19 protein-coding genes and 1 riboswitch are annotated in these 21074 nt (G+C 74.1%); of the genes, 15 read left to right on the top strand and 4 right to left on the bottom strand.

The window, feature by feature from the left end; all coding sequences use genetic code 11:
- Window positions 1-235: 235 nt before the first annotated feature.
- Window positions 236-697: a cupin domain-containing protein gene (locus OG370_RS06200; RefSeq protein ID WP_328461421.1), complete on the top strand. Its 462-nt coding sequence runs from the start codon at window positions 236-238 to the stop codon at window positions 695-697.
- Window positions 698-700: 3 nt separating this feature from the next.
- On the opposite strand, the gene OG370_RS06195 is transcribed toward OG370_RS06200, so the two are convergent.
- Complete coding sequence (locus tag OG370_RS06195; RefSeq protein ID WP_328461418.1) at window positions 701-1561, bottom strand: NAD-dependent epimerase/dehydratase family protein; 861 nt, start codon at window positions 1559-1561, stop codon at window positions 701-703.
- 188 nt (window positions 1562-1749) lie between these two features.
- On the opposite strand from OG370_RS06195, the gene OG370_RS06190 reads away from it, so the two are divergent.
- Complete coding sequence (locus tag OG370_RS06190; protein WP_328461416.1) at window positions 1750-2592, top strand: helix-turn-helix transcriptional regulator; 843 nt, start codon at window positions 1750-1752, stop codon at window positions 2590-2592.
- Window positions 2593-2985: 393 nt separating this feature from the next.
- The gene (locus tag OG370_RS06185) at window positions 2986-4242 is read left to right on the top strand and encodes an alginate lyase family protein (protein WP_443060850.1); all 1257 of its coding nucleotides are present in this window, start codon (window positions 2986-2988) and stop codon (window positions 4240-4242) included.
- Between the two features lie 192 nt (window positions 4243-4434).
- Here the strand turns inward: OG370_RS06185 and OG370_RS06180 are convergent, their stop codons facing one another.
- Entirely contained in the window at window positions 4435-5688 is a 1254-nt protein-coding gene (locus OG370_RS06180) for an MFS transporter (protein ID WP_328461411.1), read from the bottom strand.
- 82 nt (window positions 5689-5770) lie between these two features.
- On the opposite strand from OG370_RS06180, the gene OG370_RS06175 reads away from it, so the two are divergent.
- The 11 genes from OG370_RS06175 to OG370_RS06125 all read left to right on the top strand — a co-directional run bounded on the left by OG370_RS06175 (window position 5771) and on the right by OG370_RS06125 (window position 16577).
- Window positions 5771-6973, top strand: a complete 1203-nt coding sequence (locus OG370_RS06175; protein WP_328461409.1) for an ROK family transcriptional regulator — start codon at window positions 5771-5773, stop codon at window positions 6971-6973.
- 284 nt (window positions 6974-7257) lie between these two features.
- Window positions 7258-7388, top strand: a riboswitch (FMN riboswitch).
- Between the two features lie 145 nt (window positions 7389-7533).
- A complete protein-coding gene (gene ribD / locus OG370_RS06170) occupies window positions 7534-8676 on the top strand; it encodes a bifunctional diaminohydroxyphosphoribosylaminopyrimidine deaminase/5-amino-6-(5-phosphoribosylamino)uracil reductase RibD (RefSeq protein WP_328461407.1) in 1143 nt (380 codons plus the stop codon).
- A gap of 1 nt (window position 8677) precedes the next feature.
- Window positions 8678-9316, top strand: coding sequence for a riboflavin synthase (locus tag OG370_RS06165; RefSeq protein WP_328461405.1), 639 nt, complete (start codon window positions 8678-8680; stop codon window positions 9314-9316).
- Window positions 9313-9996 carry a nicotinamide mononucleotide transporter family protein gene (locus OG370_RS06160; protein WP_328461403.1) on the top strand — a complete coding sequence of 228 codons (684 nt, stop codon included), beginning with the start codon at window positions 9313-9315 and terminating at the stop codon, window positions 9994-9996. The genes OG370_RS06165 and OG370_RS06160 overlap by 4 nt, the downstream gene beginning before the upstream one ends.
- Window positions 9993-11426 (top strand): bifunctional 3,4-dihydroxy-2-butanone-4-phosphate synthase/GTP cyclohydrolase II, encoded by a 1434-nt coding sequence (locus OG370_RS06155; RefSeq protein ID WP_328461402.1) that lies wholly within the window; start codon window positions 9993-9995, stop codon window positions 11424-11426. Before OG370_RS06160 ends, OG370_RS06155 begins: the two co-directional genes overlap by 4 nt.
- Window positions 11423-11908: a 6,7-dimethyl-8-ribityllumazine synthase gene (gene ribH, locus OG370_RS06150; protein ID WP_328461401.1), complete on the top strand. Its 486-nt coding sequence runs from the start codon at window positions 11423-11425 to the stop codon at window positions 11906-11908. The genes OG370_RS06155 and ribH overlap by 4 nt, the downstream gene beginning before the upstream one ends.
- Window positions 11909-11966: 58 nt before the next feature.
- Window positions 11967-12239 (top strand): phosphoribosyl-ATP diphosphatase, encoded by a 273-nt coding sequence (locus OG370_RS06145; protein ID WP_103887687.1) that lies wholly within the window; start codon window positions 11967-11969, stop codon window positions 12237-12239.
- Between the two features lie 161 nt (window positions 12240-12400).
- Window positions 12401-13249: an ATP phosphoribosyltransferase gene (gene hisG, locus OG370_RS06140; protein WP_328461400.1), complete on the top strand. Its 849-nt coding sequence runs from the start codon at window positions 12401-12403 to the stop codon at window positions 13247-13249.
- A 2-nt stretch (window positions 13250-13251) separates the two neighbouring features.
- Window positions 13252-13746, top strand: a complete 495-nt coding sequence (locus tag OG370_RS06135; RefSeq protein ID WP_328461399.1) for a PH domain-containing protein — start codon at window positions 13252-13254, stop codon at window positions 13744-13746.
- A gap of 306 nt (window positions 13747-14052) precedes the next feature.
- Window positions 14053-15465 carry a hemolysin family protein gene (locus OG370_RS06130; RefSeq protein WP_328461397.1) on the top strand — a complete coding sequence of 471 codons (1413 nt, stop codon included), beginning with the start codon at window positions 14053-14055 and terminating at the stop codon, window positions 15463-15465.
- Window positions 15462-16577, top strand: coding sequence for a hemolysin family protein (locus OG370_RS06125; protein ID WP_328461395.1), 1116 nt, complete (start codon window positions 15462-15464; stop codon window positions 16575-16577). Before OG370_RS06130 ends, OG370_RS06125 begins: the two co-directional genes overlap by 4 nt.
- Before the next feature lie 85 nt (window positions 16578-16662).
- On the opposite strand, the gene OG370_RS06120 is transcribed toward OG370_RS06125, so the two are convergent.
- Both OG370_RS06120 and OG370_RS06115 read right to left on the bottom strand, forming a co-directional pair.
- Window positions 16663-18585: an AAA family ATPase gene (locus tag OG370_RS06120; protein WP_328461393.1), complete on the bottom strand. Its 1923-nt coding sequence runs from the start codon at window positions 18583-18585 to the stop codon at window positions 16663-16665.
- Window positions 18586-19090: 505 nt separating this feature from the next.
- Window positions 19091-19708: a uridine kinase family protein gene (locus OG370_RS06115; protein WP_328461391.1), complete on the bottom strand. Its 618-nt coding sequence runs from the start codon at window positions 19706-19708 to the stop codon at window positions 19091-19093.
- A gap of 198 nt (window positions 19709-19906) precedes the next feature.
- On the opposite strand from OG370_RS06115, the gene OG370_RS06110 reads away from it, so the two are divergent.
- Window positions 19907-21046, top strand: a complete 1140-nt coding sequence (locus OG370_RS06110; RefSeq protein WP_328461389.1) for a M24 family metallopeptidase — start codon at window positions 19907-19909, stop codon at window positions 21044-21046.
- The last annotated feature ends 28 nt before the right edge of the window (window positions 21047-21074 follow it).

Below are 21074 nucleotides of genomic sequence, written 5' to 3'. Positions count from 1 at the left end.
CCCCCCAGCTTCCGCACCACCCCGCCGCCGCCTCCCGCGCCGCGCGGCGATGTCGCCGTGACGGCGGACCGGACCGGCGGTGCACGGGAGGCGCGCCGCCCGGCTCCGCCTGCCACGTATGGCGGTCGCGGCGGTGCCGAGGGCATGCTCGACGACGGGAAGGAAACGGCCCGGCCGCGCCGGCCGCGCCCGCCGACCGCGCCCTCGACGGCGCAGAACGGACACCGCCGTGACCATGGCCTACCTGGCACAGCCCGAACAGCAGCAGAAGCTCGAATGGCTCGACGGCGGTGAGTTCGCCGTGCTCCTCGACAGCGCGGCCACCGCCGGGCAACTGACCGTGGGACGCTTCTCCGTCCGCAAGGGCGAAGCGCCGCCGTACCACCTGCACACGCGTGAGGACGAGGTCTTCATGCTGGTCAAGGGCACGGCGCTGGTGTGGTGCGACGACGAGGAGCGGGAGCTGGCCGAGGGCGGCATCGTCTTCCTGCCGCGCAACGTCCCGCACGGTTACCGGATCACCTCCGACACCGCCGACCTGCTGATGATCTGCACACCCGGCGGCATCGAAGGCATGTTCCGCCACGCCGGACGCGACAAGTCGACCCCCCGCCCCGAGGGCTACGAGATCTCCCAGGACGTCATGGCCGAGGCGGCCGACCGGTACGGCCAGATCATCCTCGGGCCGCCGCGCTGACCGCTACAGCGCGCCCGCGTCGCGCGCGGTCCAGACCGAGGGGTGGATCGGGCGGAAGCCCAGCTCGTCGCGGATGCGGGCGGTGGAGACGATGCCGTCCCAGGGGTCCTCGACCTGGCGGCCGGCGGCCTCGGCGGGCGGCTCGACGCCGTTGAGCCAGAACAGTTCGACGCTGCTGACCGGCGCGTCGTCGGCGATGTTGTAGGTCCGGCCGGCCAGGCCGGCGGCGTACAGCAGGCGCAGCAGACCCTGGCCGACATCGGCGTGGTGGACCATCTGCAGCCGCTGGTGCCCGGCCCACTCCTCGGCCCACCGCACGACCTGTGCGAGGTGCGGGTCGCCCTCGCCGTAGACGAAAGCGAGCCGGCCGATCCGCACGTCGAGACCGTCCAGGGCGAGCAGCCCGGTCTCGGCCGCCCACTTGGAGTCGGGGTAGGCGGCGCCCGTATGCCGGCCGCCGGACAGCGGCTGGTCGTCCTCGACGGCGGGGCGGCCGCGCCCGGCGCCGTACACCAGGTTGGTGCTGACCTGCACGAAGCGGTGCACGCCCGCCTCCACCGCGGCCCGGCCGAGGTCGAGTGCGGCGTCGCGGTTGACCGCCCACGCCTCCTCGTCGGGCACACCGCGGAAGGAGGCCGCGATGTTCACCACCGCGTCGACACCGTCGACGGCCTTGCGCACGTCGGCGCCGTCGCGCAGCTCGCCGGCCACGGCCTCCGCGCCGAGCCGGGTGAGCGGCTCGGCCCGCGCCTCGTCCCGCACCAGCAGCCGTACGGTGTCGCCGCCGCGCCCGGCCTGCTGCATCAGCCGGGGGACGAACCTGCGGCCGACCTGGCCGGTGGCTCCGGTGACCAGAATTCTCATGACGTGCTCCTCGGAAGTGTCCGTTGTACGGTCCGCCGAACGGCGGCCGGCAGTCCGCGTCCGGCCGCCCCTGTCCGTCGGGGTGCGGTTCCCACCGTGCGGCCGACCGGCGCCGGGCGGGAGAGACCTGCCGATCCAGGGAGCAGCACTCCCTGGATAGCCCCGCGCGGCCGCCGCATGCTGGAGGCGTGGACCGACCAGAACTCGCCGACTTCCTGCGCCGCTGCCGTGGCCGCCTCGGACCCGCGGACGTGGGCCTGGCCGGGAGCCCCCGCCGCCGGACGCCCGGACTGCGCCGGGAGGAGGTGGCACAGCTCGCGGGCATGTCCGCGGACTACTACGCCCGGCTGGAGCAGGCCCGCGGCCCGCGGCCGTCCCGGCAGATGCTCGCCGCGCTCGCCCGTGCGCTGCGGCTGACGGCCGACGAGCACGACCACCTCTTCCACCTGGCCGGCGAGGTGCCGCCGCGCGAGCCGGGCGGCGGCCGGCATGTGCGCCCCGGGCTGCTGCTGATCCTGGACCGGCTGCACGACACGCCCGCACAGGTGCTCAGCGACATCGGCGACGTGCTCGCGCAGAACGCGATGGCCGCCGCGCTGCACGGCGACGTGTCCGCCCGGCCGCCGGCGATGCGCAACATCGTGCGGCGGATGTTCACCGACCCCGAGGGCCGAGCGGCGCTGCCGGCGGAGGACTTCGAGCGGGTGGCCAGGAGCCATGTGGCGCAGTTGCGCGCGGTCGTCGCGGCCCGGCCGAAGGACCCGCGCCCGGCCGCGCTGGTCGCCGACCTCCGCGCCGCCAGCCCGCTGTTCGCCCGCCTGTGGACCGACCACGAGGTGGCGGTGCGGCGTTCGGACGTGAAGCGCTTCCGGCACCCGGTGGTGGGGGAGTTGACGCTCGACTGCGAGGTGCTGCTGAGTTCCGAAGGGGACCAGCGGCTGGTGGTGTTCACCGCCCGGCCCGGCTCCGAGTCGTACGAACGGCTCCAACTGCTGCGGGTGGTCGGCCTGCAGGACCTCTCCGTGAGCTGACCGCCAACTCCCTTGTGTGGCCCGGGAGATGGCGCGAGCCTGTGCCATGGCGTGTTCGCGCGACTGCATTTGTCCGACTCGCGCCTTCGACGTTCCGTAAGGGCGCGCTAACGTGGAGACACGGTCCGGCGGGTTCGATTCCCCCGTGCGCACCCGCCGGACCGCTTCCTCGCCGCGCTCTCTTGCGGCCGCGGTGGGATGCCGCAAGGGCGCGGGGCGCCCTGCGGGCAAGCGCCCACCGGGTGGTCCCCTGGGGTGGACCGTGACCCGCCGCATCCCTGTACTGCAAGCCCGTATCGCCTGCTCCCCATTGCCTCGGAGCGGCCTGCCCTCATACGATCCAGCGATCGCATTGATGAACTGGGTTCATCTACGTGAATTGGAGGGGTCGTGGTGCGGGAACGTCCGGAGACGGAGGCAGGCGCGGATGCGGTCGTACGGAGCGCGGCGGGCGCCCTACGGACGGCCGTAGCAGAGGAAGCGGCGCCGCCGACCGTGGTGCTCGACGGCAGTCGCCTGCGGCAGGCCCGGGACCGGCTGCGCTCCGGCGACCCCGAGACCACCGCGGCCCTGGCCCACCTCACCGCCCGCGCGGAGCGCCAACTCGCCCTGGGCCCATGGTCGGTGACGGACAAGCCGCAGACCCCGCCCAGCGGCGACCGGCACGACTACCTCAGCCAGGCCCCGTACTGGTGGCCCAGCCGCCCGCGTACCGCCGCCGACCCCGACGGCCTGCCGTACGAGCGGCGGGACGGGCTGCGCAACCCCGAGATCGACCTCATCACCGACCACCGCGGGCGCGGCGCGATGTTCGACGCGGTGCAGACCCTCGCCCTCGCCTGGTACCACACCGGCCGCGCCGACTACGCCGAGCACGCCGCCCACCTGCTGCGCACCTGGTTCCTCGCCCCCGCCACCCGGATGAACCCGCATCTCGCGCACGCCCAGGCGATCCCCGGCGGCACCGACGGCCGGCCGATCGGCATCATCGACTTCTCCCAGCAGTTCACCTCGATCCTGGACGCCATCGCGCTGCTCGGCGCCGGCGCCCCTGGCTGGACCGAGGCCGACCGGGCCGGAGTGCACGCCTGGTGTGCCGACTTCACCCGCTGGCTCGGCGGCGACTTCGCGGCCGAGGAGGCGGCCACCGCCAACAACCACGGCACGTTCTTCGACATGCAGCTCGCCGCGCTCCAACTCGCCGTCGGACAGCCGGATTCCGCCCGCCGGACGGTGCTCGCCGCCCGTGCCGCCCGGATCGACCCGCAGATCGCGGCGGACGGCAGCCTGCCCGAAGAGCTGGCCAGGAGCCGCAGTTGGCACTACTCGACCTTCTGCCTGGTGGCCCTCACCCGGCTCGCCCACATCGGCCGGCAGGTCGGTGTCGACCTGTGGTCGTACCGCAACCCCGTGGGCGCGGGCATCCTCGACGCGGTCCGCTACCTGCTCCCCGCCGCCACCGGCCGCGCGCCCTGGCCGCACCCGGAGCTGCACTTCCAGCGATTCGCGGCGAGCGACGTGGTGCGGGCCGCCGCCGAGGCGGGCGACCAGGCGGCGGCCGAGGCCGTACCCGAACTCCAGGCACCGCCCGGCGGCGACCTGTGGCCGCTGCGCCCGTCCCCGGAACAGCTCGACCCGATCTCGCGGTAGCGCCACCACGGGCAGCCGCCCGCGCGATCGGAGGGGACCTCCGGGCCGCGGACGCGCCGTCCCTGAGCCGACGGTCCGCGACCCGGAGGGTCTACGGTGCCGGGCGCGCGGCCCGGCGAGCGGGGCGGACCACCCGGGGGCCGTACCCGCCCGATCCTCCGGCGAGTGGCCGGCGGCGTGCATCCGCCCTGGTCACCGGCCGGTGGTCGGCGACGAGGCGGGAGCGGCTGGGGCGGCCACGCCCGAGGCGGCCACCTCCTTGCGCGGGGTGGGCCGGACCACGCCCGCGCCGAGCACCAGCCCGAGGGTCAGCACGGTGACCAGCACGAAGGACGTGGTCAGCGAACTCGCCCCCGCGATCCCCCCGATCGCGGCGGGCGCGACCAGCCCGGAGGTGTACGTCACCGTGGCGACCCCGGCGATCGCCTGGCTCGGCACCGGCCCGCGCCGCCCGGCCGCGGCGAAGCACAGCGGCACCGTCGTGGAGATGCCCACCCCGATCAGGGCGAACCCGATGATCGCCGGCGCCGGGGTGTGCGCGAGGACCACGAGGAGGCCGCCGAGGGTGGAGACGGCCCCGCCGATCCGCAGCGTGCGCACCGCTCCGAGCCGCCGGACCACCAGGTCGCCGACCAGCCGGGAGGCGGCCATCGTGCACGAGAACGCGGTGTACGCCAGCGCGGCGACGGCCGGCGAGGCGTGCGCGATCTCCTTCAGGTAGACCGCGCACCAGTCGGAACTGCCGCCCTCCGCGAACACCCCGCAGAACCCGATCGCCCCGATCACCAGCGCGGCCTTCGGGGGCAGCGAGAAGCGCGGCGGCGCGGCCTCGTCCTCGTGCGGGCGCACATCCGGCGTGCCCGAGGTGATCAGCAGCGCGGCTACCACCAGCGCGGCCGCCATCAGGGCCAGGTGCACCCGGCCGTCCAGGCCAACGCGCACCGCCGAGACACCCACCGCGGCCCCGACCAGCGTGCCCGCGCTCCACATGCCGTGCAGCCCGGACATGATCGACTTGCCCTTGTGCTCCTCGACGGCGATGCCGAGCGCGTTCATCACCACGTCGGCCATGCCGGAGGTCGCCCCGAACGCGAGCAGCGCCGCGCACAGCCAGGGCAGCCCCGGCGCGAGCGCGGGCAGCGCGAGCGTCGCGCACCACAGGCCCAGCAGCACCCGCAGGGCCGCGCGCGAACCGTAGCGGTGCATCAGCCGTCCGGCCAGCGGCATCATCAGCGACGAGCCGATCGCCGGGCAGACCAGCGCGAGCCCCAACGTGCCCGCGCTCAGGCCGAGATGGTCCTTGATCCACGGGATGCGGGTGGCGAACGAGCCCTGCACCGCGCCGTGCACGGCGAAGGCCGCGCGCATGGTCAGGTGGGCCCGGCGGACCCGGGCGGGTGACCACTGCGCCGGCGACCACTGCGCGGGCGGGGAACTGCTCGTCATGCGCGGTAAACTATCAGGAAGCCTGCCTGAAAGTTAAGCCGCTTTTCCGGCCGCATCGGCGGGTTCTGGAAGGATCGCCGCCATGACCGCCACCAGCGCGCACCCCGGGCGCGGTGCCTCCCCCCGCACCGCCCGGGCGATCAACGACCGGCTCGCCCTGCGACTGCTCCAGGAGGAAGGGCCGCTCACCGCGGGGCAGTTGAAGGAGCTGACCGGGATGTCCCGGCCCAGCGTCGCCGACCTGGTCGAACGCCTTCAGGACTCCGGGCTGATCGAGGTGGTCGGCGAGGCGGGCGCGGCCCGGCGCGGCCCGAACGCGCGGGTCTACGGGATCGTCGCCGACCGGGCCTACGTCGCCGGGCTCGATGTCCGGATCGAGAGCATCGGCGTGGAGATCGCCGACCTGCTCGGGCGGACCGTCGCCCGCGCCGAGCGGCCGGTCGCCGCCGGGGCCGACCCCGAGCGGATCGTCGAGGACGGCGTCGCGCTGCTCACCGGGACCGCGCGGACGGCCGGCGCCGCCGCACTGCACACCGTCGTCTTCGGCGCGCCCGGCCTGATCGACCCCGGCACCGGGCGGCTGAGCCCCTCCGGCGCGCTTCCCGCCTGGCACGCGGACTTCGTGGACGAGGTGCGGCGGCGGCTCGGCGTGCCCGTCCTGCTGGAGAACGAGGCGAACCTCGCGGCCGTCGCGGAACAGCGCATCGCGGCCGCGGGGCCCGACGGCGACACGTTCGTACTGCTGTGGATCGGCAGCGGGGTCGGGGCGGGCGTCATGCTCGACGGGCGGCTGCGGCGCGGGGTGTCCGGCGGAGCCGGGGAGGTCGGGTTCCTGCCGATCTCGCCGGACGGGGCGCTGCCCAGCGCGGAGGACTGCGACAAGGGGTACCACGGGCTGGTGGGGAGCAGGGGGGTGTGCGCGCTGGCGCGGGCGCACGGGCTTTCCCCCGGGTCCGGGGCGGACGCGGAGTCGGCGGCGTCGGCGGTACGGGCCGCGGTCGAGGGCGGGGCCGACGCCTTCCTCACGGAATTCGCCGAGCGGATCGCGGTGGGCGCCGCCGCCATCTGCGCGGTGCTCGACCCGGGCCGGGTGGTGCTCGCCGGCGAAGTGGGCGAGGCCGGGGGAGACGTTCTTGCCGAGCGGGTCGGTGCGGCCTTCGCCCGGCTCTCCCCGCTGCGCACGTCCTTCCGCGTCACCGCGGTCAAGGGCGGTCCGATCCTGCGCGGTGCGGTCATCACGGCCATGGACGCGGCCCAGCGCGACTTGTTCGCACCGGCGAGCTGACCCTCCGGGGTGGTGTGTGCTGTCGGTTCAGGGACCACCTGCCGGTGGACGGTTGCGCGCGCAGTTCCCCGCGCCCCTGTGTAAGCCCGGCTCCCACCGTGCTGGCCCCGGGGGTACCCGGGGCACTTTCCAGGGGCGCGGGGAACTGCGCGACCAGCCACCGCGGACCGCAAGGTCCCGTGACCGGCGGGCAGGGGCGCCCGGGGGGTGTGAGGGAGCGCACAAAGAGGTGGGGGTGGAGCGGGAGCACCGTCGCGTGGCAGACTTGACCGCAGTAGTGACGTTCGCGCACTCCGGGGTCGGTGTAATTCCGAACCGGCGGTTACAGTCCGCGACCCGGCCGCAGCCAGCGGCCGGTTGACCAGGTGAAATTCCTGGACCGACGGTGAAAGTCCGGATGGGAGGCAGTGCGCGGCGGGCGTTCACTCGGGAAGGCCGCCGTAGGAGCGGGTCCGTGCGCAGGCGCGGATCGGTGCGTGCGTGGTCGGTCGTTCCGGCGAGTGGGAGCCCGTCAGTTTCCCTCGCCCCGGAGTCCGTGCCTGATGAGGCAGGAGGACCCGGTGGCCACCAGTGCAGAAGCCGACGCGATGCGTCGAGCCGTCGCGCTGTCCGCGCGCGCCCTCGGCGCGACCGCGCCGAACCCCGTGGTGGGCTGCGTGATCCTCGACGCGGCCGGCCGCGTCGCGGGAGAGGGCTGGCACCAGCGGGCCGGCGGACCGCACGCCGAAGTGCACGCGCTGCTCGCCGCCGGCGAGCGGGCCCGCGGCGGCACCGCCCTGGTCACCCTGGAACCGTGCAACCACACCGGCCGCACCGGCCCGTGCGCGAAGGCGCTGATCGAAGCCGGCGTCGCCCGCGTGGTGTACGCGGTGGCCGACCCCAACCGGGTGGCGTCCGGCGGCGCGTACACCCTGCGCGCGGCGGGCGTCGACGTGGCCGGCGGCCTGCTCGGCGAGGAGGCCGCCGCGGTCAACGCGGCCTGGCTCACCTCCGTGCGCAAGGGCCGCCCCTACGTCCGGTGGAAGTACGCCGCCACCCTCGACGGCCGGATCGCGGCCGCCGACGGCACCAGCCGCTGGATCACCTCCGCCGAGGCCCGCGCCGACGTGCACCGGCTGCGCGCCGAGGCCGACGCCGTCGTGGTCGGCTCCGGCACCCTGACCGCGGACGACCCGCACCTGGCGGTACGCGGCATCGACGGCGCCACCCAGCCGCTGCGGGTGGTCGTCGACACGCGGGCCCGCACGACCGCGGGCGTCCGGGTGCTCGACGACGCCGCACCCACCCTGATCGCCGTCGGCAAGGACGCCGACACCTCCCACCTGACCGCGACCGGCGTGGACGTCGTCCGGCTGCCGTACGCGCCGCAGGGCCGCGGCGTCGACGTGGCCGCGCTGCTCGCCGAACTGCTCGCCCGCGGGGTCCGCTCGGTGCTGCTCGAAGGAGGGCCCACGCTCGCGGGGGCGTTCGTGGCCGCCGGATACATCGACACCGTCACCGCCTACCTCGCCCCGGCGCTGCTCGGCGCCGGCCCCGCCGTGCTCACGGGCGGGGGAATCAGCACCATCGCGCAGGCGTTGCGGCTCGACGTGACCGGCGTCGACCGCCTCGGACCCGACCTGCGCGTCACCGCCGTACCCGCTGCCACCGTCGCCAGCGCCGCCACTCCCGCCGACGTCCCCACCGCACCCCAGGAGAGCTGACGTGTTCACCGGAATCGTGGAAGAGCTGGGCGAGATCACCGCCGTCGAGGACCTGGGCGACGCGTCCCGCTTCACCGTAAGCGGACCCGTCGTCACCGAAGGCGCGAAACACGGTGACTCCATCGCCGTCAACGGGGTCTGCCTGACCGTCGTGGACCTGCCCGACGGCGCCTTCACCGCCGACGTGATGGCCGAGACGCTCAAACGCTCCAGCCTCGGCGCGCTCGCCCCCGGCTCCCGGGTCAACCTGGAGCGGCCGATGGCGCTCGGCGGCCGGCTCGGCGGCCACCTCGTGCAGGGCCACGTGGACGGCACCGGCACCGTGCTGGAGCGCGTCCCCGGCGAGCACTGGGAGATCGTCAAGATCGCGCTGCCCGCCGAACTCGCCCGCTACGTCGTCGAGAAGGGCTCCATCACCGTCGACGGGATCAGCCTGACCGTGGTCGACGCGGCAGCGGACTTCTTCACAGTCAGCCTCATCCCGACCACCCTCGCGCTGACCACGCTCGGCATCAAGCAGCCGGGCGACCCGGTCAACCTCGAAGTGGACGTCATCGCCAAGTACGTCGAGCGGATGCTCGGCGGCGCCGACCGCGCCACCGACCGTGACGACGACCGGCGGACGGGGGCCGGCCGGTGAGCATCGTGCACTGGCTGAACAGCCAGGCGTTCACCGCGTTCGACCAGCACGTGGTGTGGTCCGACATGATCGGCAACCTGCTCGGCCTGGCCGCGCTCGCGCTCGGCTGGCGGCGGGCCATGCTGACCTGGCCGGTCCAACTGCTCTCCGGCGTGGTGCTGGTGGCCGCGTTCTGGGGCGCGCACCTCGGCGGCGGCGTCGGCAAGCAGTTCGTGGTGATCACCGTCGCGGTGTGGGGCTGGTACCAGTGGCGGCGCGGCAGCGGCGGGAGCACCGGCCGGCTCGCCATCCGCTTCGCCACCTGGCGCGAGCGGGCCGTCCTGGCGCTGGCCACCGGCCTGGGCACCGTGGCGGTCGGCTCGCTCTTCCTCGCCTACCCGAAGCTCTCGTGGAACCCGTGGCCGGACGCCTACATCTTCGTCGGCACCCTCGCCGCGATGTACGCGCAGGCCCGCGGCTGGGTCGAGTTCTGGTTCGCCTGGCTGGCCGTCGACCTGGTCGGCGTGCCCCTGAACTTCCACAGCGGGCTGCCGTTCTCCGGCCTGGTCTACATCATCTACTTCGTCCTGGTGATCGCCGGGATGTACGCCTGGTGGCAGCAGACGCGGCGCACCGCCGGCGAGCAGGGCGGCCCGCAGCCGCGGCAGCCCGTCACCACCGCGGAAGGAGCGACGGCATGACCACCGTGACCGCACCGCACGACCCCTGGCGGCACCGCATCGACAGCGGCGTCCCCGACGGGCCCACCGCAGTCGACGCCTCCGACGGTCTCGACGATCTCGACGATCTGGTGCTCGACTCTGTCGAGCGGGCCATCGCCGACATCGCCGCGGGCCGCCCCGTGGTGGTCGTCGACGACGAGGACCGGGAGAACGAGGGCGACCTCGTCGTGGCCGCCGAGCGGATCACCCCGCAGATCGTCGCCTTCATGATGAACGAGTGCCGCGGCCTGATCTGCGTGCCGATGGAGACCCCGGAGCTGGACCGGCTGGAACTGCCGCAGATGGTGGAGTCCAACACCGAGTCCATGCGCACCGCGTTCACCGTGTCCGTGGACGCGAGCGGTGCGCACGGCGTGACCACCGGCATCTCCGCCGCCGACCGCGCCGCCACCATCCGGCTGCTCGCCGACCCGGCCGCGCGCGCCGACGACTTCGTCCGGCCCGGCCATGTCTTCCCGCTCGCCGCCCGCCCCGGCGGGGTGCTGGAGCGGGCCGGCCACACCGAGGCGGGCGTCGACCTCGCCCGGCTGGCCGGACTGCGGCCGGCCGCGGCCATCGTGGAGATCGCCCTCGAGGACGGCACCATGGCCCGGCTTCCCGAGCTGGTGCCCTTCGCCCGCAAGCACGGCCTGGCGATCATCTCCATCGAGGCCCTGATCGCCTACCGCCGCGCCGAGCAGGCCGAGGTGCGCCGCGAGGCCAGCACCCGACTGCCCACCGCCTACGGCGAGTTCCGCGCGTACGGCTACCGCGTCCCCGCCGACGGCGCCGAGCATGTCGCGCTGGTCGCCGGCGACCTCGGCGACGGCACCGACGTCCTGGTCCGGGTGCACTCCGAATGCCTGACCGGCGACGTCTTCGGCTCGCTGCGCTGCGACTGCGGCCCGCAACTCCAGACCGCGCTGCGCGAGGTCGCCGCCGCCGGCCGCGGCGTGGTGCTCTACCTGCGCGGCCACGAAGGCCGCGGCATCGGCCTGATGTCGAAGCTGCGCGCGTACGAACTCCAGGAGCGCGGCCGCGACACGCTCGACGCCAACCTCGAACTCGGCCTGCCTGCCGACGCCCGCGACTACGCCGCCGCCGCGCACATCCTCACCGACCTCGGTGTGCGCTCGCTGCGGCTGATGACGAACAACCCGGCGAAGTCCGCGGCACTGGCCGGACACGGCCTGGAGGTGCTCTCCCGCGTGCCGATGCCGGTCGCCGCGGGCGAGCACAACGTGCGGTACCTGCGCACCAAGCGGGACCGGATGGGCCACGAACTGCCGTGGCTCGACGGCGAAGCGGCCGTCCCCGGCACCCTGCCCGAGACCGTCGCCGGCGGCACCACCCGAAGCAGCACCCCCGGCACCACCACCACCCGAAGCACTACCGGAGGAGAGAAGTGAGCGGCAAGGGCGCCCCGGAACTGACCGTGAAGAACTGCGGTGACCTGCGGGTCGCCGTCATCGCGGCGCAGTGGCACACCCAGGTGATGGACGGCCTCGTGGACGGGGCGGTCCGCGCCCTGCGCGACCTCGGCATCGAGGAGCCGACCCTGCTGCGGGTGCCGGGCAGCTTCGAACTGCCCGTCGTCGCCAAGGTGCTGGCCGGCCGCGGCTACGACGCGATCGTCGCCCTCGGCGTGATCATCCGCGGCGGCACCCCGCACTTCGAGTACGTCTCGCAGGGCGTCACCGCCGGGCTCACCCAGGTCTCCGTGGAGACCGGAGTCCCGGTCGGCTTCGGCATCCTCACCTGCGACAACGAGGAGCAGGCGCTGGACCGGGCCGGGTTGCCCGGCTCCACCGAGGACAAGGGTCACGAAGCGGTGACCGCCGCGGTGGCCACCGCGGCCATCCTGCGCTCGGTCTCCGAACCGTGGCGGTGACCAGCATCCGAACCATGGCGATGGTCCCCGGGCACTTCCCCGTACGCTAGGGACCACCATGGCTGACAAGACATTCGAGGAGCTGTTCAGCGAGCTCCGGCAGAAGGCCGCCACCGGCGACCCCAGCACTTCCCGCACCGCCGAACTGGTCGGGAAGGGCGTGCACGCGATCGGCAAGAAGGTGGTCGAAGAGGCCGCCGAGGTGTGGATGGCGGCCGAGTACGAAGGTCCGGACGCGACCGCCGAGGAGATCTCGCAGCTGCTCTACCACGTTCAGGTGATGATGGTGGCGCGCGGGATCTCCCTGGAGGACGTCTACGCCCATCTGTGAGCCGGGCGGCACCGTACGCCCGGCGCACCGCGCACGCGCGGCGGGTCCGCGCCTCCCGCGGACCCGTACCGCCGCAAGTCCCCCCGCACCACCGATGAACCGGCACATCCTGCACATCCGCCGTACTCGAAGAACCCGACGAAGAAAAGGAACCCGACCCCATGCTGCGCATCGCCGTACCGAACAAGGGTGCACTCTCCGGACCCGCGGCGGCCATGCTCCATGAGGCCGGCTACCGCCAGCGCAAGGAGTCCAAGGAACTCGTCCTGTTCGACAACGTCAACGACGTCGAGTTCTTCTACCTGCGCCCGCGGGACATCGCGATCTACGTCAGCTCCGGCCGGCTCGACATCGGCATCACCGGCCGCGACCTGCTGCTGGACTCCGGGGCGAGCGCCGAGGAGATCCTGCAACTCGGCTTCGCCCGCTCGACGTTCCGGTACGCCGCCAAGCCCGGCACCGCGAGCGACGTGACCGACCTGGCCGGGCTGACCGTCGCCACCTCCTACGAGGGCGTGGTCGCCAAGCACCTCGCCGACAGCGGCGTGGCCGCCTCCGTCGTCCACCTCGACGGCGCCGTGGAGACCGCGATCCAGCTCGGCGTCGCCCAGGTCATCGCCGACGTGGTGGAGACCGGCACCTCGCTGCGCATCGCCGGCCTGGAGGCGTTCGGCGAGCCGATCATGGAGTCCGAGGCCGTCGTCATCCGCCGCACCGGCGCCGAGCCCGACGACGTCGACGTGCGGAAGTTCCTGCGCCGCCTGCAGGGCGTCCTGGTCGCGCGGCGGTACGTGATGATGGACTACGACATCCGCGTCGAGCAGGTCGAGAAGGCCGTCGCGCTGACCCCCGGGCTCGAATCGCCCACCGTCTCCCCGCTGCACCACGAGGGCTGGGTCGCGGTCCGCGCGATGGTGCCCACCGCCGAGGCCCAGCTCATCATGGACCAGCTCTACGACCTGGGCGCCCGCGCCATCCTGACCACCGGCATCCACGCCGCCCGGCTGTGACGATGCCCGGCGCCCCGGCCGAGCACCCCACGGCCGCCGCTGCCGCGCCGGACGACCTGCCGATCACCTTCCGGCCGGTCGTCACCCGTGTGGTGCTGCTCACACTCGCCGTGGCGATCGTCGTCGTGCTGACCAGCGTCGCGGTGCTCATGCCGCATGACGGTGCCTCGCCCTGGAGCACCGCCGAGCGCGGCACCGTGGTCGGCACGGCCGTCCTGATCGGTGCGGGACTGACGCTGCTGAGCCGGCCCAAGGCCGTCGCCGACACCAGCGGGCTCACCGTGGTGAACCTCACGGTGCGGCGGCGCCTGGCCTGGGCCGAGGTGCTCGGGGTCAACCTCGGGCACGGCGACGCCTGGGTCCGCCTCGACCTCGCCGACGGCACGACCCTGGCGGTGATGGGGATTCAGCCCGGGATCGCCCGGGGGCGCGCGGTGCGCGACGCCCGGAGGCTGCGTGAGCTGGTCGAAGCGCTGGGCGAGGCCCCGTCCTCGTAAGGGGGCCATCCCCAGGGGGCCGCGGTGCCCCCGCCCCGGCGCCGGGGCGACCGTCTTCACGAGAGCACCCCGTCCCCGCGGGGGCAGCCGTCTTCCGCCGGGTGGGCACCGTCACTTCGCGGGCGCGCCCGCAATGACTACCCTGGTTCACCAAGCGCACTCAACCGCGCCCACCCACCCCGGCGCAGCCCCGCGCAGCGCCCACCCGAGGAGTGACACTCACACCCCGATGGACGAACCGTCCGGTAGTACTTGCGCCGCCCCTCCCGCCCGGAACTCCCACCGGAAACGCGGGGCGGCGGCCTCATGAGCACCCCGTTGCTGCTGCTCGCGGCAGCATTCGTTCTGATCCTCGCCAATGGCTTCTTCGTCGCCGCCGAGTTCGGCCTGGTGACGGTGGAGCGCCCCGCCGCCGAGCGGGCCGCGGCCGAAGGCGACCGCAGAGCCCGTAGCGTGGTCGCCGCCCTGCGGAAACTCTCCTTCCAGCTCTCCGGCACCCAGCTCGGCATCACCATCACCTCGCTGGTCGTCGGCATGCTCGCCGAGCCCGCGCTCGGCGACCTGCTGGAGGACCCGCTGCACGCCGCCGGCCTGCCGGAAGGCGCCGCCCCCGGCTTCGCCGTGGTGATCGGCATGATGGTCGCCTCCGGCGTGCAGATGGTGATCGGCGAACTCGTACCGAAGAACTGGGCGGTCTCCCGCCCGCTGGCCGTCGCACGGATGGTGGCCGGTCCGCAGCGGGCCTTCTCCAGCGCCTTCCGCCCGGTGATCGAGCTGCTCAACCGCGCCGCGAACCGCCTGGTGCGGATGCTCGGCGTGGAGCCCACCGACGAGCTGGCCTCCGCCCGCACCCCCGGCGAACTGGTCTCGCTGGCCCGGCACTCCGCGCTCGCCGGCGCCCTGGAGCCGGACACCGCCGACCTGTTCGTGCGCACCCTGTCGCTCGGCGACCTCACCGCGGAGAACGTGATGACTCCCCGGGTCCGGGTCAGTGCCCTGGAGGACACCGCGACCGCCGCCGACGTCCTCAACCTCACCCGCGCCACCGGCCTGTCCCGGTTCCCCGTCTACCGCGAGCGGCTGGACGACACCACCGGCATGGTGCACCTCAAGGACGCGCTCGCGGTGGCCGCCGACGCGCGCGACCGCACCCCTGTGTCGCGGATCGCCGTCGCCCCGCTGCTGGTGCCCGAGACGCTGCCGGTCCAGCACCTGCTGGAACTGCTGCGCAGCCAGCAGCCGATCGCGGTGGTCGTCGACGAGTACGGCGGCACCGCCGGCGTGGTCACCCTCGAGGACATCGTCGAGGAGCTGGTCGGCGAGGTCCGCGACGAGCACGACACCGCCGACCTGCCCGAACTCGCCCAGGCGCCGGCCGAGGACGGCCACCCGGCGTGGGCGGCGGACGGCGGCTGCCGGATCGACACCCTCGCCCGGATAGGCATGGCCGCGCCCGAGGGCCCCTACGAGACCGTCGCCGGTCTCGTCGCCGACCTGCTCGGCCGCATCCCCGAGGTCGGCGACACTGCCGACCTGCCCGGCTGGCTGCTGCGCGTCGAGGAGGTCGGCCACCACCGGGCTGAACGCGTCAGGATCGTGCGGACTGCACCGTCAGGACCCGACGACGGGCCGGACGACGGCGCCGGCTGCGCCGCGGGTGCCGCTGGTGCTGACCGTGCCGCCGGTGCCGAGGGCGTCGAGGGGGACGACCAGCGATGAGCGCACTCCAACTCCTCTTCGCCGTGCTGCTCGTGCTCGGCAACGGCTTCTTCGTCGGCGCCGAGTTCGCGCTCGTCTCCGTGCGCCGCAGCCAGATCGAGCCGCACGCCGCGGAGCAGCGCGCCGCCCGTACCGTCCTGTACGGGCTGGAGCACCTGCCGCAGATGATGGCCGCCGCGCAGTTCGGCGTCACCGTCTGCTCGCTGACCCTCGGCGCGGTCGCCGAACCGACCGTCGCCCACCTGGTGGAGCCCGCCTTCTCCGCCGTCCATGTCCCGCACGACCTGGTGCACCCGATCGGCTACGTGCTGGCGCTGGCCATCGTGGTCTTCCTGCACCTGGTGATCGGCGAGATGGTGCCGAAGAACCTGGCGATGTCCGACCCGGAGAAGGCCGCGCTGCGGCTCGCCCCCGGGCTGGTCGGGTTCGCCCGGGTCTTCCGCCCGGTGATCGCGGTGCTCGGGTCGTGCGCCCGGCTGATCCTGCGGGCGTTCCGGGTCGAGCCGAAGGACGAGGTCGACGCGGTGTTCACCAGCGCCGAGCTGACCGTCCTGGTCGAGGACGCGCGCGCCGCGGGGCTGCTCGACTCCGACGAGCAGGAGCGGCTGGAGGACGCCCTGGAGCTGGGCACCCGCTCGGTCACGGAGGTCCTGCTCACCCCGGACGAGCTGGTCACGCTCGGCCCGGGGGCCACCGCCCGCGAGATCGAGGCGCTGACCGTGCGGACCGGCTACTCCCGCTTCCCGGTGGCCGCCGGCGCGGACGCCTCCGGCGGTTCCGGCTATCTCGGCTACCTCCACGTCAAGGACATCCTCGACGTCGAGGACCCCGACCAGCCGGTGCCGCAGCGGCTCTGGCGCCCGATGGCCACCCTCCGCGCGGACCTTCCGCTCGACGACGCCCTCACGTCCATGCGCCGCGCCGCCACCCATCTCGCGTCCGTCACCGACGCCAACGGGCGGGTGCTCGGCCTGGTCGCCCTGGAGGACGTGCTCGAAAAGCTGGTCGGCGAGGTCCGCGACCCCGCGCACCGGGCGTCCCCGCGGAAGAACGGGGTGCCGCTCCCGGGCCCGGCCGCCGAAGGCACCTCGCCGGGTGAACTGGTGCGCTGAGCCCTGGCCGCCGGTCGTGTCCCCGGGTCGCGTCCACAGGCCCTGTCCCCGGGCCCGGTCCGACGAGCAGTGCCGCCCGCGGGCGTCACTCCGCCGGGTCGGCCGGGGGCGGGGCCCCGGGGCCCCGTCCCGAGAGCACCTCGCCGTACGCCTGCATGAGGTCCGGCAGGCGCAGCGTGGCCAACTCGTCGCGGCTCGGTGCGGCCGGGTACTCCGACAGCCGCAGATCCCGATAGGCGCAGCTCTTCTCGTAAAGGGTCCGCAGTAAGCGCCCGTTGCCGAGTTCGTCGACCCATCCCTGGTCGACGACATGCCCGCTGATCGCGCCGAGCTCGTCGAGCGCCTCGTCGTCCCACCGGTCGCCGTTCTCGCCGGCGAGCACCTCGCCGATCCGGGTCAGCTCCTGCGGGCGGTAACTGGGGAAGTCCACCCGGGTGGTGAAGCGCGAGCTGAGTCCGGGGTTCGCCGCGAGCAGCCGGTCCATGCCCTCGGGATAGCCCGCCAGGATCACCACGAGCCGGTCCCGGTTGTCCTCGGCGCGCTTGAGGAGCACCTGGAGCGCCTCGTCGCCGTAGGCGTCGCCCTTGCTGTAGCCGGAGTTGGACAGGGCGTACGCCTCGTCCACGAAGAGCACCCCGCCGAGCGCGGAGTCGATCAGTTCGTTCGCCTTCACCGCGGTCTGCCCGAGGAACTCGCCGACCAGGTCGGAGCGTTGGGCCTCGACCAGGTGATCGCCGCCGAGCAGGCCGAGGGCGTAGAAGACCCGGCCGAGGATACGGGCGACGGTGGTCTTGCCGGTGCCGGAGGGGCCGGAGAAGACGAAGTGCCGTTTCGGCGGCTGGACCGGCAGGCCCTGCCCGGCCCGCAGCCGGGCCATGCGCAACTGGGCCGACAGCGCCCGCACCTGGCGCTTGACCGGCTCAAGACCGACCATCCGGTCCAGTTCGGCGAGCGCCTCGGCGAGCAGCACGGAGTCGGAGCCGCCGAGCGGCAGTCCGGCCGCGCCGGTGGGTGCCGCGCCGCCGGCCGGCGGCGCGGAGCGGTCGCGTACGGCGTCGTCCAGCGGGCCTGACATCAGCAGCGACTCGTCCAACTCGGCGTCGGGGCCCGGGCCGGTGGCCGCCGACGGGTCGGGCGGGAAGTCGACGGGGTAGCCGCCGTCCGGGTCGCCGCCTTCGGGTACGGCCTGGCCGCCACCCCCGGCCAGCGAGACCGCGGCCAGTCCCGCGCCCTCGTCGAGGCCGTCGTCGGACTCGTGGATCGCGGCGAGCCGGGCGGAGGTGTCCATGAAGGACGCGTCGACCCGGTGCACGGCGCGGTAGAGCGGTACGGCGGCGGCGCTGCGGCCGGTGCCCTCGTAGGCCCGGGCGAGCCAGTAGCGCAGCTCCTTGCGCTGCGGCTGCTCGCTGCGGCAGCGCATCAGCGCGGCGGACAGCAGCGGTTCGGCCTGGCCGCACATCTCCAGCCGGACCCGGGCCATTCCGCCGAACAGCCCCGCCTCGATGCCGAGCACGGTGTCGCCGAGCAGCGGTTCGGTGTGCCGGACCAGCCGCTCCCAGTCCTTGACCAGGTAGGCGCGGCAGGCGTGCAGGAAACGCACCTGCGGATCGGTGTCCACCGGCGGGCAGTCGGCCAACGCCCGGTCCAGCTCGGCGACATGGCGGCCGTCCAGCCAGTGCGAGGCGTGCGCGAGCAGCAGGTCGCGGCTGGTCTCCAGCACCGGCTGCACCCACCAGCCCAGCCAGTACCAGGAGTTGAGGGTGCGGCGGTGGGCGGCGCGCTGCTCGCCGAAGCGGTCGCGATGCCGGTACATCTGGAGCAGCGCGGTGGAGGTGTCGGCGCGCAGCGCGTGCAGGCCCAGCCACGCGTCGGCCATGCCCGGGTCCAGCCGGACCGCGGCCCTGAACTCCTCCTCGGCCTGCACGTAAGCGCCCATCGTGTACGCGTCCACCCCGCGCAACCAGGCCAGATCGGCCGGCGCTCCCGGGCGGTCGGTGCCGAAGTCCATCAAGTCCCCACCACTCCGTCCCCCCGCCTCGCGGACACGCACGCCCCAACCCGTGGCCAACGGGCGGGAGTTGAGCAGACTGCGATACCCCCCAGGCACCGCACCGACCCCTTCGCGCATCGTACCCGCGATGGTCCGATCACCGTAGGGTGCCGAGACAAGCGGGACAGGGGAGCACGGCGTGCCGGGGGAGGGGGACCTTGAGGCGCCGTGACGTCACGGTGGGTGAGGAGAAAGGCGCGCCGGCAGCGTGGCGAACGGCGCGGAGAGCAGGACGAAGCCCCCGATCACGGGGGAACAATCGGGGGCTCCGTGTCTGCTGAGCGGCTGCGCAATGCCGCTGGTTGAAAACGTAATCTCTCGATACCCGGCCGGTCAAGCGATCGCGGGAGCCCGTTCGTGACGAAATCGCGCGCGGTCGCCGATCGCCTTCGATCACTCGCCGACCGGGTCCGACCGGCGCGGGTCCGGCCGTCAGGGTCCGCAGCGGGCAGGCACCGGATGCTCACCGACCGTAGCGGTCGGCGGGGTTCGGGTGCTGCGCCGCGCGGGCCGCGGGGCCCGGGGCGAACCGGTAGCCGCCTTCCTGGTCCTGGTGGACCAGCAGGTCGGCGTAGGGGCGAGTCGGGTCAGCGGTGAAGTGTGCGTCCTCGGCGGCGGTCCAGCCGGTCCAGAACGGGGTCAACTCCGGCCCGTCCCGGCGCAGTCCGCGCCGCCGCGCCTCGGCCGGGTCGACCTCCAGCCACAACACCAGCGCGAGGTGGGGCCGCAGCGCGGCCCGGCCGGTGCCGACCCCTTCCAGCACGACGCACGGCGCCGCGTCCACCGCGTGCTCGCCCGCGAACCGGCGCGCGTGCCAGTCGTAGACCTCGTGCACCGCGCTGCGGCCGGCGCCGAGCGGGCCGAGCACCTGCGTCGCCAGCCGGCCCGTCCAGTCGAACGGCTGCTCGTGCGTGGCCAGGTCGTCCGTGTGGACGACCGGGCTGCCGCCGAGCGCCGCCGCGAGGTGCCTGGCGAGGGTGGTCTTTCCGGCACCCGCGTGACCGTCCACCGCGATCAGCCGGGTCCGGCCGCACGACGGCGCCAGGCCGCTCATGCCCGCGGCCATCTCCGTCAACGTCATATCCGCCACCCCGCGACCATACGGCCCGCCTCGCCGAGCCGCCCGCCCGGCGCCCCCGCGGGGGAGCGGCTGCCGCACCGGCGGGCCCGCGGCCGGGGTCGGGCGCCGGCTCGGGTCGGGCGCCGTCTCGCGTCGGGCCGGCCGAAACGGGCGGACGTCCTTCCGGCGCGGCGTGGCGCGGCCGTCTACCGTAGGGGGGTGAGCGAATCCACCGGCAAGGCCGGCGCAGCCGAACTGTTTCCGCCGGAGCGACTGGCCCGGGCCCGCCAGGCCGCCGAGGACGCCGGGCTGGACGCCCTCCTCGTCTCCCCGGGCGCCGACCTCCGCTATCTGACCGGGTATCAGGCCCTGCCGCTGGAACGGCTGACGTGCCTGGTGCTGCCGGCGGCCGGCGACCCGTTCCTGGTGGTGCCCGAGCTGGAGAAGGCGGCCGCCGAGGCATCCCCGGCCGGCGCCCTCGGCGTGGAGATCACCGGCTTCGCCGAGACCGACGACGCGTACGCGATGATCGCCCGGCGGCTGCCGCCGCACGTCACCCGTTTCGCGGTCGACAACCACATGTGGGCCGAGAAGCTGCTCGCCTTCCAGGCCGCGCTGCCCGCCGCGCAGGCGGGCCTGGCCGGTGACGTGCTGTCGGTGCTGCGGATGCGCAAGAGCCCCGCCGAGGTCGAGGCGCTGCGCCGGGCGGGCGCGGCGATCGACCGGGTGCACCGCCGGATCGGCGAGTGGCTGCGGCCCGGCCGCACCGAACGCGAGATCGGCAAGGACATCGCCGACGCGATCATCGCGGCCGGCCACGCCACCGTCGACTTCGTGATCGTCGGCTCGGGACCGAACAGCGCCAGCCCGCACCACGAGGTCTCCGACCGGGTGGTGAAGTCCGGCGACCCGGTGGTGGTGGACATCGGCGGCACCACCCCCGACGGCTACTGCTCGGACTCCACCCGCACCTACGCGGTCGGTGAACCGCCCGCCGCGTTCCGGGAGTTGTACGAGGTGCTGCTCGCCGCCCAGACCGCGCAGACGGACGCGGTGCGCCCCGGGATCACCGCGGAGCAGCTCGACGCGGTGGGCCGGGACCGGATCGCCGCGGCCGGGTACGGCGAGCACTTCATCCACCGCACCGGCCACGGCATCGGCCTGGAGACCCACGAGGAGCCGTACATCGTGACGGGCAGCGCGCGGCCGCTGGAGCCGGGGATGGCGTTCTCGGTCGAGCCGGGGATCTACCTGCCCGGTCGGTTCGGCGCGCGCATCGAGGACATCGCGGTGTGCACCGAAGAAGGCGGCGAGCGGCTCAATCTGACCGGGCGTGACCTGGTGGTTCTTCCCGGGTGACCGCCAGTGGTCCAGTCCAATATTGATC

The sequence above is a fragment of the Streptomyces sp. NBC_00448 genome, from assembly GCF_036014115.1.
In the GTDB taxonomy this organism is placed as follows: domain Bacteria; phylum Actinomycetota; class Actinomycetes; order Streptomycetales; family Streptomycetaceae; genus Actinacidiphila.
The sequence above is the reverse complement of the archived record's forward strand: the minus strand, read 5'-3'. Positions and strand labels throughout refer to the sequence as shown.